Source organism: Acinetobacter sp. ANC 4654, assembly GCF_002135425.1.
Lineage (GTDB): Bacteria > Pseudomonadota > Gammaproteobacteria > Pseudomonadales > Moraxellaceae > Acinetobacter > Acinetobacter kyonggiensis.
Map to the genome: position 1 here is coordinate 27,555 of NZ_NEGL01000010.1, position 15,908 is coordinate 43,462.

12 protein-coding genes are annotated in these 15,908 nt (G+C 33.3%); 7 read left to right on the forward strand and 5 right to left on the reverse strand.

The window, feature by feature from the left end:
- Positions 1-7: 7 nt before the first annotated feature.
- Positions 8-1,102, reverse strand: coding sequence for a glycosyltransferase (locus B9T24_RS14545; protein ID WP_086166434.1), 1,095 nt, complete (start codon positions 1,100-1,102; stop codon positions 8-10).
- Between the two features lie 1,148 nt (positions 1,103-2,250).
- On the opposite strand from B9T24_RS14545, the gene B9T24_RS14555 reads away from it, so the two are divergent.
- Together B9T24_RS14555 and B9T24_RS14560 are read left to right on the forward strand one after the other, a co-directional pair.
- A complete protein-coding gene (locus tag B9T24_RS14555) occupies positions 2,251-3,285 on the forward strand; it encodes a glycosyltransferase (RefSeq protein WP_086166435.1) in 1,035 nt (344 codons plus the stop codon).
- Positions 3,255-4,409 carry a glycosyltransferase gene (locus B9T24_RS14560; protein WP_086166436.1) on the forward strand — a complete coding sequence of 385 codons (1,155 nt, stop codon included), beginning with the start codon at positions 3,255-3,257 and terminating at the stop codon, positions 4,407-4,409. The genes B9T24_RS14555 and B9T24_RS14560 overlap by 31 nt, the downstream gene beginning before the upstream one ends.
- Before the next feature lie 41 nt (positions 4,410-4,450).
- Here B9T24_RS14560 and B9T24_RS14565 read toward each other — a convergent pair whose 3' ends face one another.
- From B9T24_RS14565 to tviB, 4 genes are read right to left on the reverse strand one after another with little or no spacing between them, the layout of a single operon-like run.
- Complete coding sequence (locus B9T24_RS14565) at positions 4,451-5,914, reverse strand: hypothetical protein (RefSeq protein ID WP_086166437.1); 1,464 nt, start codon at positions 5,912-5,914, stop codon at positions 4,451-4,453.
- A 3-nt stretch (positions 5,915-5,917) separates the two neighbouring features.
- Positions 5,918-7,168 (reverse strand): UDP-N-acetyl-D-mannosamine dehydrogenase, encoded by a 1,251-nt coding sequence (gene wecC, locus B9T24_RS14570; protein WP_086166438.1) that lies wholly within the window; start codon positions 7,166-7,168, stop codon positions 5,918-5,920.
- A 22-nt stretch (positions 7,169-7,190) separates the two neighbouring features.
- On the reverse strand, positions 7,191-8,312 hold the full coding sequence (gene wecB, locus B9T24_RS14575; protein ID WP_086166474.1) for a non-hydrolyzing UDP-N-acetylglucosamine 2-epimerase: 1,122 nt from the start codon (positions 8,310-8,312) through the stop codon (positions 7,191-7,193).
- A gap of 10 nt (positions 8,313-8,322) precedes the next feature.
- Positions 8,323-9,600 (reverse strand): Vi polysaccharide biosynthesis UDP-N-acetylglucosamine C-6 dehydrogenase TviB, encoded by a 1,278-nt coding sequence (gene tviB, locus B9T24_RS14580; protein WP_086166439.1) that lies wholly within the window; start codon positions 9,598-9,600, stop codon positions 8,323-8,325.
- Between the two features lie 554 nt (positions 9,601-10,154).
- Between tviB and B9T24_RS14585 the strand changes: the two genes are divergently transcribed.
- From B9T24_RS14585 to B9T24_RS14605, 5 genes are all read left to right on the forward strand, one after another.
- Positions 10,155-11,258, forward strand: a complete 1,104-nt coding sequence (locus B9T24_RS14585; protein ID WP_086166440.1) for a polysaccharide biosynthesis/export family protein — start codon at positions 10,155-10,157, stop codon at positions 11,256-11,258.
- On the forward strand, positions 11,258-11,686 hold the full coding sequence (locus B9T24_RS14590; protein ID WP_086166441.1) for a low molecular weight protein-tyrosine-phosphatase: 429 nt from the start codon (positions 11,258-11,260) through the stop codon (positions 11,684-11,686). Before B9T24_RS14585 ends, B9T24_RS14590 begins: the two co-directional genes overlap by 1 nt.
- A gap of 18 nt (positions 11,687-11,704) precedes the next feature.
- Positions 11,705-13,897: a polysaccharide biosynthesis tyrosine autokinase gene (locus tag B9T24_RS14595; protein ID WP_086166442.1), complete on the forward strand. Its 2,193-nt coding sequence runs from the start codon at positions 11,705-11,707 to the stop codon at positions 13,895-13,897.
- Positions 13,898-14,199: 302 nt separating this feature from the next.
- A complete protein-coding gene (locus B9T24_RS14600) occupies positions 14,200-14,904 on the forward strand; it encodes an FKBP-type peptidyl-prolyl cis-trans isomerase (RefSeq protein ID WP_086166475.1) in 705 nt (234 codons plus the stop codon).
- A gap of 48 nt (positions 14,905-14,952) precedes the next feature.
- Positions 14,953-15,654: an FKBP-type peptidyl-prolyl cis-trans isomerase gene (locus B9T24_RS14605; RefSeq protein ID WP_086166443.1), complete on the forward strand. Its 702-nt coding sequence runs from the start codon at positions 14,953-14,955 to the stop codon at positions 15,652-15,654.
- Positions 15,655-15,908 lie beyond the last annotated feature (254 nt).

Here is a 15,908-nt window from a genome sequence, read left to right on the forward strand (position 1 = left end):
TATCACTTCAAATTACAATATCAATATTTGATAAAATATCATAAGACCTATTGATCACTTCATTCTTCTTTAGAATAGAGGACTTTAATGATTCAAAAATATTACTGGAAGAATGTAGCGAAAAATTAATACCACTCACTTTGTTATCTTTTACAAATATAACTACAGGACTATTTTTTCCAGTAATACAAAGAATTTTGCGATTGACCATTAGATAATTAAAAAATTTACTTGAAATAAAAACATCATTTTCTATATCTGCATCAATATCTATTAATACATCTGCTTCTTCATAAAATGGAACTAAGTCTCGCGTATAACCAAAAAAACAAATATTTTCTCTTACTTCTTCAGAAATAACACTTAAATCAACTGAATTAGGGTTTGTACCAACAAAATTTAGTTTTACATTGATCCCTTCTAAAACTAATCGTTCAACAGCAAGCAAAAGTTGATCAACCTTACGCGCTTGATAAATTCCACCTGTGTACAATAAAACAAACTCTTTTTTCTCTTTTTTAGGTAAAAATAAAGGCTCTATATCTGGCAAAGTATATAAAACGCCTGATTCTCCTTTAAAATATCCATTTAAAATATTTAATTGATACTCCAACATAACTTCATTGGAAAAATAAATTTTGTCTGCTTCAGCCATAAACTTTCTAATCATTTTGATCAGGCCATTTGAATAACCCTCAGACAATCCCCACCCTTTAGGTGCTGGAACAGCATCAACACAATAATTAATCCACTTTATACCTTGCTTATTCTTTTTTAAAAAATACCCTAAATATAAAGGGAAAAAGTTATGTGCTGACATCATAGTAATTACAACATCATAAGACTCAAAATCAGCTCTACTGCTAATTTTATAGGCAAGATAGTAATCAAAAATATCAATATTAAGACAAGTAATACTTAATTTTTTAATACGCGGATGAATATTTTTCACTTCGATAAGTTCAGAATCTATAAGATTATTTTGATCAAGTGAAATAATATCTACCGTAGTATATTTTTCTATTAATCTTTTTATATAACCAGAAAAAACTTTACCTGGAGCTGTATCCCCTATACTCGAGGCAATTACCAACATCTTCATATCAAAAGATATTCCTTTTAAATTATTAAATGTAATTTAATAAAAAATTATTTTTCATTATACATTATAATGCTCTTTTTTATTAAATAACCCGAATTATGGATAAGAAAAGATTAAAAAAGTTGCTCAGGCCACCAGTTTTGTTAACTCACAACTTTAGCAATCATGCCTTGTGCCATATATGACTTATACTCAATTATTCTGCATTATTGATAACTTTTTTCAGAAAAAACAATCTATTAGAAATACCTGAAATAGAACAACATATGTCAGAGAATATGTTTACTACTATTTGATATAAATACTCATATTTCAATAACTTCAAAGCACTCACCCTCTCATTAAAAAAAATAACAATCAACTATTTAAAAACTGCCCAAGTGTTAAAAGACTTGGCATCAGCAATAATTCATTTAATAAGCTCATATCAACTTGCATTATATGCTTTACAGTTTACTTTGATAAAAGATCAGAACCGTGATTATTTATGAATTGATCAACCACTCTACCTATATGCAAAAAGTGGCTTATCCAGCGTCATAAATTTATGTCGGCAATTGCGATAAAAAGTAAAAGCACAATCAGGTAATTCTTTGGCTTGAAATTATATTTAATCATGAGTCAATCATCTGATGATTGTAAGTACAACTATATCTAATAGGTATACAGCAAGTAGCAAAATAGTTAAACAATTGGTAAGAAGCGAACAAATACTATTTAAGATAGCTTAATAAAATAGAAGCCTTATTTAGTTTACTAAAAAAGACATTACAATTTGATAACAAGCAAACATCTTTGTGTTGCAAATTATTGAACTGGAATTTATCTATCGTTATCTACTGATCAGTTATGCTATCAGAATAAACCAATAGTTCAAATTATAAAAATATTCGCTTAAATAGAATTCAGCAAAAATATTTTAATATATTAAACAATAACTTAAAAACGAAAATTCTCATTAATTCAAAATACTGGTATAGTAAGAATAGATAAAAATGATCCAACAAAAAAAGTTTAAATATCTATAAAGAACAAAATATTAATATGCAAAAATATATCTACTACATAAATTTTACTTTAACTTAAACATGCTAAAATACCGCAGATAATTGATTAATATTGTATTACTATTCGTTAAATGGTGTTGTATGCAGTCTCAAAAAGTCTTATTTATAACAGATAAACTAGAGCATTATCGTATTCCATTGTTCAATCTTATTGCTAACAATGTTGACCTCACCATTGCACACTCAAGCAAACATCAAGAAAATACATTATTTAAACAACAACAGCTTGAAATTCAAAACAAAGGGCCTTTCACATATTACAAAGCTCCTAATTTAAGTCAATTTGATGTGGTTATTTATCCTTTTAATGTTAGATCTCTTAATCTTTTTTATGAGTCCCTAAGAAAATCTAGTTATAAAAAAGGGCTCTTTGGTATTGGAGTTTCAGCATCTTATACTAAATTTTATGATCAACGCTCAATACTAGATTATCTTCGTATTTTTTACTTAAAGAAATTTGATTTTGTTATATTTTATGAAAACTACCCTTTAATAAAGTATAAGGCTTTAGGCATTCCCAGCTCTAAAATGTCTGTTGCATATAATACTGTTGCCGAAAATCCAGATTTTGATATAAAAAATAAGCATTTTGAATCCTTTTTATTTATCGGATCACTCTATAAACAAAAAAAAATATTTACACTTATTGAGGCATTCCACAATTTGCTAAAAAATAATAAAAAACAGCTCAAACTTGAAATTATTGGTGACGGAGATGAGTTTTTAAACTTAGAAAATTATATAAAAATAAATAAATTAGAAAATAATATTATTTTACATGGTCAAATTACTTCAGAAGACAAACTGCTGCCGATCATGCAGCGTGCTGCTGTATGTATTTCACCAGGACAAGCGGGGCTTTCCGTACAAAAATGCTTTTCATATGCCACAGGTTTTATTACAACAAAAGATGCCATTACTGGAGGAGAAATCTTCTCTATAATTGATAGCGTTAATGGTAATTTCTATGATGGAACTGTTGAAGACTTAACTAAAGTAATGTCTCTCTATTATGAGCCAGATTATACCAAGCAAGTTTCTATGAATGCCTATAATTTTTATAAGGATTTTAGAAATACTCAAATATGGATGAAAGGCTTTTTGGAAAATATATAAATACCATGAAATTAATTATTGATAACTCGAATTTATTCGCAGGTGGTGGCATACAAGTTGCAATGTCATTTTTAAAAGATTTAAAGCATTTAGAGCTTAATCATGAATATTATATAATCCAATCACCAAATATGGCAAACGCAATACATAATATTGACTTCCCTAAAAATTTTCACTTCTATCATTTATCTGAAAATACAATAAACAACAAAAGAGGGAGAATAAAAGAAGTTATAAATATCGAAAATGAAGTTAAACCCGATTGTATTTTTACTGTATTTGGCCCTTCTTACCATAAAAGCAATTATCCAAAATTAGTTGGATTTGCAATAGGACATATTATATATCCTGAGTCTCCTTTTTTCAAAACACTATCAATAAAAGAAAAAATATACAATAAAATATTATGCCATATAAAAACGCTTTGTTTTAACAGAAACTCTGATGCCTTAGTTTTTGAAACACAGGATGCAGCAACACTCTATAAGCAAAATAAGTCATTTAAAAAACCTGTTCATGTAGCAAATAATACATTGAATGAAATTTTTCACAGCCCCAAAGAATGGGAAAAATTTCCTGAAGACTTAGCCAGCCCATGTACTATTTTATGTGTAACAGCTAACTATGCTCACAAAAATTTATCTATTATTCCTCATGTTATTGATAATTTAATCAATAAATATAAATTTCATGATTTTCAATTTGTTTTAACTTTAAACCCTACAGAACTTGAAGTTTCTGAATATCACAGAAAATATATCAAATTTATAGGCCGAGTAGCTATCAATCAATTGCCAGATGTATATTCACAAAGCAACATAGTATTTATGCCCACACTTTTAGAACTTTTCTCTGCAACATATTTGGAAGCTATGTTCATGAAAAGAGTAATAGTCGCATCAGATTTAGGATTTTCAAAAGATATTTGTCAAGATAGCGCCTATTTTTGCGAAGCAACAAATCCTGAAGCATATGCAGATGCAATATATAAACTATATATACAACCCGAGATTAATTTAGAGTTAATACAAAAAGGTGAAACCAATCTAAAACGATTTGGTACAAGTATTGATAGAACTCAAAAATATTTAAAAATCACTCAAGAAATGAGTAAGAAAACCTAATTTATATCTATATTAAGTAATAGATGAGCCTAGTTTCTCATCTATCTCTTAAACTTTAACAGCATATTTCTTATATCTTTACTACTCCAAACTAAAAATAGAATCACAATAAGTACAAAGCTTTCAGAAATAAGTATTTTGTTAAAATCAGAAACATTCAAAAAATAATTAACTATATATATAAATAAAATTATTATCCCTATAGGCAGTATCACTTCTAAAAAATATTTAAATAAATCAAGCAGCTTCATTATTCTTAATAAAAACAATCTAACAATAAAACCTAGAAATACCAAAGTACAAGATACATAATATATTTTTTCTGGAGAAAACCCATTCTCATATAATAAAAACCCTATTGGAATATTTAAAAGTAATAAACCACTAACAATAAATTGATATCTTTTTATATTCCCTGTTGCTTGAATCAGACTATGCAATGGCCCTATTAATGATGAAATCAATAACTCCAAGAACATGATTTTTATAAAAATTTCTAGAAATATAGGAACTTTTTTTAACCATAACACAAGCAATGGCTCTAAATAAAAAAAGACAGGTATAATAATTAAAGCTAAAATAAAGAAACCAAGTTTAGAAAAAATAAATATATATTTTTCATAGTTTTGTTCTTTTTCAGCATACCCTCTTATGATTAAAGGGTTATAAACTAACTGTGCATTACTTGTAATTGTATTAAATGCATTATATATCTGTAAAGATAAGGCACGAGAAGCACTTATTTCAGGTTTAAAATATATATTAAGTAAGACATTTACACCGACATTCTGTCCCAATCCTGCTAAAACACCTATTAAGTTCCAGATAGCAAACGAAACCATTTCTTTTGCTTGCTTAAAATTAAAAGAATATCCCACATTTTTTATAGAGCTAAAAATACGTATTGCATAAAAATAATATGAACTACTGACAAAAATTGATATTAAAAACAATATTGCTGCATAAAAAATTAGCTTATCAGATTCTACAAAAATTAGATAATAGGCTAAAAAAAATTTTAAAACAGCTTCTATTATTCCGACAAAAGCATAAAAACTCACCTTCTGCCCAACCAATAAAATTGAAAGATAAGGTACATTAAGAATCATTATAATAATTGAGAAAAGTGAAAACTGATAGACAATATTGACTGCCAAACTTCTATCAGCACTAAAATTCAAATAGTTATTTAAAAAATAAATCCCTATACTTTCACCCAATAACAAGACAATTAAAGATATTCCTAAATGTATACCCTTCGATATTTTAAAAATATCAACTAATTCTTCATTATTATTAATATGTACACTTAGATACCGTTGCGTCGTAACAGCCATAGCATTATTTAAAAATGCTAATAAAATAACAACACCACCTACTACACTGTATAAACCGTAGTCATTAGCTCCTAAATTTCTCAATATATAGCCAGATGTTGCTAATGATAGCAACATCACTATAATTAATCTTATATATACAAATCCAATATTTTTAATTATGGACATCAACTACAGACCACAAATATTAATTACTTTATCTGAGTTAATATTGAGGCTCTTAAACTCTTTATGTTTTACCAAAATAAGATGCACATCTGCTTCTATACTTTGATTAGCACTAAGTAATTGGATATGCTTGCATAGCGATGCAGGTAAATTTTGAATATTCGGTTCAATTGCAAGAACATTTAAACCTTGCTCAGCCAACTTATTAGTAATTTCTAATGCTGGGCTTTCACGTAAGTCATCAATATCTGGCTTAAAGGCCAAGCCATAACAAGCCACTGTTACATCTTTAATGGTTTTTTCTGGGTTAGCTTGCAAAAATTCTGCAATCTTAATTTTAACTTGATCAATCACCCATTCTGGTTTGCTATCATTAACTTCGCGGGCTGTACGAATTAAACGAGCTTGCTCTGGAGTTTTAGCAACAATAAACCACGGATCAACAGCAATACAGTGTCCGCCCACACCAGGACCAGGCTGCAAAATATTCACGCGCGGATGGCGGTTTGCCAGCTGAATAAGTTCCCATACATTAATATTTAACTTATCGCAAATAATAGAAAGCTCATTGGCAAAGGCAATATTGACATCACGGAATGAATTTTCAGTCAGCTTACACATTTCGGCTGTACGTGCATTGGTTTCAATACACTCCCCTTTTACAAAGGTTTTATATAGCTCACAAGCTGCTTTTGAACAACGGGGCGTCATGCCACCAATAATACGGTCATTACTAATTAATTCTTGCAAAACCTTACCTGGCAATACACGTTCAGGGCAATGTGCAACCAAAATATCTGCGTCTTCAGCGGCTTGCTGTGGAAAGGTCAAATCAGGACGAGCCTCACTTAACCATGCAGCCATCTGCTCTGTTGCACCTACTGGAGAAGTTGATTCTAAAATAACCAAATTCCCTTTCTTCAAGAAAGGTGCTAAAGCTTTTGAAGCCGCTTCAATGTATTTCAGGTCTGGTTGATAGTTTTCTTTAAATGGTGTTGGCACAGCCACAATATATATTTCAGCTTCAGTTGGTATAACCTGAGCAGACAGTTTTTTTTGTGCCACCACATCACGCACCAAAGCATCTAAATCAGGCTCGACAATATGTACCTTGCCTTGATTGATCATATCTACCGCATGTTGATTGACATCAACACCTGTCACTTTTACCCCATGTGCGGCAAACGTTGCAGCGGTTGGCAGACCAATATATCCCAAGCCAATAACACAAATATGTTGAAACTGATTATTCATTTTAAAATGTACCTTTTAATATTTAGTCTTTTAAAAAATCAATGATTTGTTGACAAGATGTTCCATCACCATATGGATTATGTGCTCCTGCCATTTGCTGATACAAATCAGAATTTTCCAATAAATCCATCACAGCCTGCTGAATAACTGTTGCATCCGTACCTACTAGTTTTACTGTACCAGCATCTATCGCCTCAGGGCGCTCAGTGGTATCTCGCATCACTAAGACTGGCTTACCTAACGATGGTGCTTCTTCTTGAATACCACCAGAATCGGTTAAAATTAAATAACTGCGATTCATCAAATAAACGAACGGTAAATAATCTTGCGGAGAAATTAAGTGAATATTATCAATATCTGATAGCAACTCATTCACTGGTTTTTGAACATTTGGATTCAAATGAACTGGATAAACGATTTGCACATCTGCATATCGTTTAGCAATATTCGCTAATGCCGTACAAATATTTAAAAAGCCCTGACCGAAATTTTCACGACGATGCCCCGTGACTAAAATTAATCTTTTACTTCTATCAAGAAAACTAAATTGCTGCTCAAATTGCTCAATAATTTTTTGATCTGTTTCAACTTTTGCTTTCACTTTTAACAAAGCATCAATGACGGTATTACCTGTAATCAGAATACTAACAGGATCAATATTTTCTTTAATCAAATTGTTATATGAGGATTGAGTTGGTGCAAAATGATAATTTGCCAAAGAGCCTGTTAATTTACGATTCGCTTCTTCAGGCCAAGGTGAATAAATATCCCCCGTACGCAAACCAGCTTCCACATGACCAATTTTAATTTTATGATAATAAGCAGCCAAAGAAGCAGCGAAAGTAGTTGCCGTGTCACCATGGACTAGCACTACATCAGGTAACCACTCAGCAAAAACACCCTCTAGACCTTTCAACACACCAGAAGTTACATCCGATAAAGTTTGCCCAGGTTTCATCAAATTTAAATCAAAATCTGGCGCAAGTTGGAATAATTCCAGTACTTGATCCAACATTTGACGATGTTGCCCCGTTACACATACTTTGGTTTCAAAAGCATCTGTATTTTCTTTTAGTTGTAATGCCAATGGTGCCATTTTAATTGCTTCTGGTCGTGTACCAAAAACCAATAATACTTTTTTCACACGCACCACCCTACAAACGAATTGAACTTTCTTCTTTATCAAGAACATACTTTAAGTCAAATAAAATATACTGCTCTTTACCTAAAGCATGAAAATCTTGTACACACATTTGGGTAAATTGATCATGTGCTACGGCTAAAATAATTGCATCATATTGATTAAATTGTGGTGACTGAATTGGTGCTAAGCCATATTCATTTTTCACTTCTTCAGCATCCACCCAAGGATCATAAATATCTAAATCCAATTCATATTCTTTTAAAGCATTCACCATATCTATAATTTTAGTATTGCGAATGTCTGGGCAATTTTCTTTAAAACTAAGGCCCATAACTAATATTTTTGAACCTACCACTTGAATGCGTTTTTTAACCATTTCTTTAATGAGTTGGGTAGCAATATACTCCCCCATACGGTCATTAAGACGACGTGCCGCTAGAATAATCTCGGGATGTATACCAAGTGACTGTGCTTTATGGGTTAAATAGTAAGGGTCAACACCAATACAATGCCCACCAACCAACCCTGGACGGAAGGGTAAAAAATTCCATTTTGTTCCCGCGGCTTTTAATACATCTTCAGTATCAATACCTATTTTATTAAAAATAACAGCCAACTCATTAATTAAGGCAATATTGACATCGCGCTGCGTATTTTCAATCACTTTTGCAGCTTCGGCTACTTTAATGCTGGGCGCTTTATGTGTGCCTGCTTCAATGACCAAGTTATAAACTTGGTCGACAAAATCAGCCACTTCAGGGGTAGAACCCGAGGTGATTTTTAAAATATTAGTGACACGGTGTAATTTATCACCTGGATTAATACGCTCAGGGCTATAACCCGCAAAAAAGTCTTGGTTGAATTTCAATCCTGAAACTTTTTCCAATACAGGAATACAGACTTCTTCTGTTGCCCCAGGGTATACCGTTGATTCATAAACCACCACATCACCTGCTTTGAGTACCTGACCAATACTGGTTGATGCTTTGACTAAAGGTGTTAAATCAGGTTGTTTGAACTCATCAATAGGTGTCGGAACAGTGACAATAAAGAAATTACACTCTTTTAAATCTTCTAGATTTGCTGAATAATGCAGTTGATTGGCTTGAGCCAACTCTTCTTTTGACACTTCTAAGGTATGATCTTGCCCACTTTTGAGTTCATCAATCCGTTTTTGATGAATATCAAAACCAACCACGGGGACTTTTTTACCGAACTCGACTGCTAAAGGAAGCCCGACATAACCCAATCCAATAATTGCAATTTTTAGTTCCGCGAGTTGTAACATGTTACAGCCTTATCTTGTTTATTTATGTCTATAAATCAGTAGGCCTAAAGCCGAACTATAATATAGCAGAAAAAATATATTTATACTTATTCAAAAGTAAAACATTTTAAAACTTCACATCCATTATAGAAACATAAAAAGTTAAATTCTAAAAACCATAAAATATATAATATAACTAACTATTACATCTGTAAGAAATTTAATAAACAATTACAATATTAATTATGTTTAGTTTTAACATTATTACCCCTAAATTAAATATCAAGCAGAATAAAATTTAACGATTAATAAATTTTATTCTCAACCATTTTAAAATTCATACTGAGCAGAACTTTTAGTTAAAATATAGAGAACCACATCTCATTTACCCCACAAAAACTTTGTTTTGAACATCAAAATCACTCATCCCCATCAAACTGATTAAGAAAAGCTATACCCTAGCGATGATCTTGGTATAAAATAACAATTACAATTTATTATTAATGTTTTACGTATTACAGGGTAAAATGCCGACTACTTTTAAAATCAGATTATTTTTATAAACGGGATTTCGAGTGAGATATTACCAATTTTTTTTACTCTGCGCACTAAGTGCAGGTACAACAGGATGTGCGATTACATCGGGGCTACAAACATTTGATTTACCAAGTGAAGGTGTTTATCAAACTGAACTTGGCACTGCAGTTAATGTACTTAAACTCACTCAAGAATCACTTCCTGCTCTACAACCTGCACAAGTTAACATTCAACAAGATTATGCTCATTTATTTAGCTCAGCGCATAAAAATTATAAATTAAGTGCGGGTGATATTCTTTCTATCTATCTTTGGGCTTATCCCGATATTACACCACCCAGCACAGCAATTAGTAATGAGCAGTCTGTACAAGCCAATGGCTATCAAATTGATCAAAATGGCTATATCCAATTTCCCATGATTGGTCGTTATAAGGCTGCTGGAAAATCCTTAACACAAGTCAATCAAGAATTGCGTAGCCAACTTTCTCGTTATTTAAAAACGCCCGATGTGATTACACGGGTGCTCTCTTATCAGGGACAACGCTTTTCTGTGCAAGGTAATGTCATGAAAGGTGGTCAATTCTACTTAAGTGACCAACCTATTAGCGTTTATACCGCTCTGGGTTTAGCAGGTGGTGTGAATCCTCAATTGGGTGACAACGCTTCAATGACACTGGTACGCCAAGGTCGTACTTACACCCTCAATAGTATTGAACTGGAAAAATCAGGCTATTCTTTACACAATCTACTGATGCAACCGAATGACACGCTTTATATCAATGCGAGAGAAAATCAAAAAATTTATGTCATGGGCGAGTCAGGTAAGAATCAATCCCTCCCAATGCGGGATCAAGGAATGAGTCTAAGCGATGTGTTGGGTGAAAGCTTAGGTCTAAATCCTATGTCTGCCAGTCGTAGTAAAATTTATGTGGTGCGTAGCAACCGAAATGACTCCAGTACAGAGGTTTATCATTTGGATTTAACCAGCATTGCCGACTTTGGCTTGGCCAATCAATTTAAAATGCGTAGTAATGATATTGTCTATGTCGATGCTTCGGGTCTTGCACGCTGGCAACGTGTGATCAATCAAATGGTTCCTTTCTCTAGCGTCATTTATCAACTTGATAGTTTGGGACAATAATGCAGATTAAAAATCTTCTGGTTATTTGTGTTGGTAATATCTGCCGCAGCCCGATGGCTGAATACTTTTTAAAACAAGCATATCCAGAGCTACACATCGAGTCTGCGGGTATTTCTGGTTTAATCGGTCATGCAGCAGATCAAAAAGCGATACTTTGTATGCAGCGTTTAGGTATAGATCTGCAGCCTCATATTGCGAAAAAACTCAATGCTGACTTAATTAAAAAGGCAGATCTGATTTTGGTCATGAGTCAAAATCAGCAAAAGCATTTAGAACAGACTTGGCCTTTTGCGAAAGGAAAAACATTTCGATTGGGGTATTGGCAAAGTAAAAATGTACCGGACCCTTTTCAACATGAGCAATGGGTCTTTGATGAAACCTGTCAGTTAATACAAGATTGTATAACTGACTGGAAAAAACATATTTAACTTTTTGATAGCAAAATTATGAGCCAAAATAGCAATACCGAAGACACCATTGATTTAAAAGAGCTGTTTTTTTCACTTATTGCGCAATGGAAACTCATTGCACTATGCGTCATTTTAAGTTTGGTCTGCGCATTACTTTATTTAAGAACCACACCTGATACTTATGCTGTGGATGCATTGGTACAAGTTGAAGAAAATAAAGGCACCTCTGCAGCTTTACTGGGTGATCTATCCAGTATGATTGAGCAAAAGCAACCTGCTCAAGCTGAAATCGAGCTGCTTAAATCACGGTTAGTGCTAGGTTCTGTCATTCAAAATTTAAATTTAGATTTAAAAATTTCGGGTACAGAAAATAGTTTTTTTAATCGTTTACTCAGCCCACATGACTATCAAACAACCTATAATAAAAATTCTGTTGTTTTTAAAGATGATTCCAAGTCTTTTGATGTTCGAAAGTTTGAAATTCCAACCTATTATTTAGATAAGAACCTACTGCTGAATTTTAATGGCAATAAATTTACCTTAACCGATGCAAAAACCAAGCAAGTCATTTTTAGTGCAGTAACCAACCAAAAAAGCCAACATACATCGGAATATGGTACTTGGAACATTGCTCTCTATACGCAAGATCAACTCCAAAACACGTATAATATTCAAAAAATGTCTTTACCTGCAGCAATGGGCTCAATCACCAATAATTATTCTGTGGCTGAAAAAGGTAAATTGACGGGTATTTTAGGTTTAAATTATCAAGGTCAAGATAAACAACATATCACTAACGTCCTCAATTCCATTCTTGTGGCTTATAGCCAGCAAAATATTGAACGTCGCTCTGCTGAAACAGCACAAACACTAAAATTTCTGGATGAACAACTTCCTGAGTTAAAACAACAACTGGATGTTGCTGAACGAGAGTTCAATAAATTTCGTCAACAATATAATACCGTTGATGTGACCAAAGAATCTGAGCTGTATTTAACCCAAAGTATTCAGCTTGAAACATCAAAAGCTGAAATTGAACAAAAATTGGCAGAAGCTGCTGCGAAATACACCAATGAACATCCGGCCATGCAGCAAATGAATGCGCAGCTAGGAGCGATCAATAAAAAAATTGGCGAGTTAAATGATACCTTAAAACAACTGCCTGATTTACAACGCCGTTACCTGCAACTGTATCGTGAAGTTGAAGTAAAAACTCAGCTCTATACTGCACTGTTAAACTCTTACCAACAACTGCGTATTGCCAAAGCTGGTGAAATTGGCAATGTGCGTATTGTTGATACTGCCGTATTGCCAATTTCACCAATTAAACCGAAAAAATTGCAAATTCTCATCCTTGCCATTTTCTTGGGTGGTTTCCTTGGAACCTTATTGGCTTTATTACGTAATATGATGCGTTCAGGGATTAAAGATTCCAATCAAATTGAAAATGAGTTGGATTTACCAGTATATGCCACCGTTCCTCGCTCACCTGCTCAGGAAAGCCGGATCAAGTTATTAAAAAAGAAAAAGAATATCCCTATTTTAGCCATTAAAAATGGTGATGATATTGCCATTGAAAGCTTGCGTAGTATGCGTACCGCGATTCACTTTGCCTTAAATAACGCAAAAAACAATATCATTATGATTTCAGGTCCTGCACCAGAAGTGGGTAAATCTTTTATTTCAACCAACTTAGCCGCTATTTTGGCGCAAAGTAATAAACGGGTACTGATTATTGATGCAGATATGCGTCGCGGTTATTTACACAAATACTTCAACCATGACAACCTCCCTGGCTTAGCTGAATATTTAAATACCCCACAAACGCTCGACAGCATTATTAAGCCAACAGAAATTCCTCATTTAGATGTGATTACTCGAGGTAAAAGTCCAGTCAATCCTTCAGAACTTTTAAGTTCAGCAAAGTTTGCTGCGATGTTTGAGCAACTTTCCCCGATGTATGATCATATTATTATTGATACACCGCCTGTGCTTGCCGTGACCGATGGAATTATCATTTCTCAATACGCTGGTGTGAATCTTGTCATTGCACGCTATGCAAAATCACAAATGAAAGAACTTGAATTGACCGTAAATCGTTTTGAACAAGTTGGGGTTAAAGTCAATGGCTTTATTCTAAATGATATTCAACGAGGCTCTGGTGGTTACGGCTATGGTTACGGCTATAACTATGCTTATGGCTATAAAGCATCAAAAAATAATGATTAAACAGCATTAATTCAAAAAGTCAGAGATCTACTCTGACTTTTTTAAGCTTATTCAGGGCTAAAACAATTTGATCTATAAATAATATTTAAAACAAAAACTTAGAATTAATTATCTAAATAAATAAAAATTTGCTATTTTAATGTATTAAAAATGTTTTTATTATTCAGCTAATTATAGAATAACTGGCTGAATCAGAATATATTGGGTTTCTACACAATACGCATCGCTCGGAACGTGTTGGCTAGAAAAGTCTGCTAAAATTAATGCAACTTTTTTTATATAAAATGAATTTGGGAAAACCTATGAGTAAAGCCTTACCCATCGCTGTCGCTGTTCTTTTAGGCGGTGCTGCACTTGTACCTGTTTACTATGCGACTCAAAACCCTGCGACTGTGACATCTAAAGCTTCAAAAAATGCTTCTGCTGTTGAAAAAATTAGTTATGCATTGGGTTATGAAGTTGCACATCAAACACCTCCTGAATTAGATATTAATAGCTTTGTTACAGGCGTACGTGAAGGTCATGCCCGAAATAAACCAGCGTATAACGAAGAAGAATTACAAAAAGCATATGAGCAGTTCCAAAAAGAAATGCAACAAAAGCAAGTTCAACAAGAACAACAAGTCCAAACTGCGGGTGATTCTTTCTTAACTGAAAATGCGAAAAAACCGGGTGTAAAAACAACGGCTTCTGGATTACAGTACAAAATCATCACCGAAGGCACAGGCAAACAACCTGCTGCAAACTCTATGGTGACAGTACATTACAAAGGTCAACTGGTTGATGGCAAAGTATTTGATAGCTCAATTGACCGTGGTGAACCGATTGAGTTCCCATTGAATCAAGTCATTCCAGGTTGGACTGAAGGTCTGCAATTGATGAAAGAAGGTGGCAAAGCCACACTTTATATCCCTTCGCAATTAGGCTATGGTGAACAAGGTGTTCCGGGCATGATTCCTGCAAACAGCACCCTTATTTTTGATGTTGAACTGATCAAAGTAAAATAAAAATTAAAGGAGAGCTTTTGCTCTCCTGATTTATCTTGAGATAAGCGTATGAAAACACCGATAACATTGCTTTGTTTATGCATATTTACCACAACAGGTTTTGCAAAAACGGTAACCAACAGCAGCAGTTTGAATGAACAAGTCGGCTACAGCTTTGGTTATTTAATGGGACGCAGCAATGCTGAATCGGTCAAAGATTTGGACTTAGATGCATTCATACTGGGTTTAAAAACAGCAGCTCAAGGCGGTAAATCGGCACTGACTGATGAAGAAATGGCACGCGTTCTAACTCAACATAAAAAGCAAAGTGATGCAAAACAACTTATTGAGTTAAAAAAGAAAGCAGATGCCAATGCCAAAATTGGCGCTGAATTTTTAGCCGCTAATGCCAAAAAACAAGGCGTTCAAACCACTAAATCGGGTTTGCAATACCAAATACTCAAACCAGGTACAGGTCAATCACCTAAGGCAAATTCTATTGTTAAAGTGAATTATGAAGGCCGTTTAATTGATGGCACTGTTTTTGATAGTTCAATTGCACGAAATCAAACAGCTGAATTTCAAGTCAGCCAAGTCATTCAAGGCTGGACTGAAGGCTTGCAACTGATGAAAGAAGGTGCTGAATATCGTTTCTTCATTCCACCCCAACTTGGCTATGGTCAAATTGGCTCTGGTGATGTGATAGAACCGAATAGCACGTTAATTTTTGATGTAGAACTGATTGAAATTTTAGCTAAACCGAGTAAATAAACGAGTAAATGCATTTAAAAGAATAGCGACCAGATCAGTTTGAGCCATAAAAAGGCTTATTTTGACGCGCTATTTTTTTATGCTTTAATTCATTCAACAGCAACACTTTTTTTCAATATCAACAGCATTCACTCATTGAAGTGCATAGCTCATCTGCTTTTTCTGCTCAATATAATAAAAATATATTTAATATTTATGAATCACTTAAACTTCAAAAATCCACTGATTAAAAGCCTATTTCAATTTACTTAGAA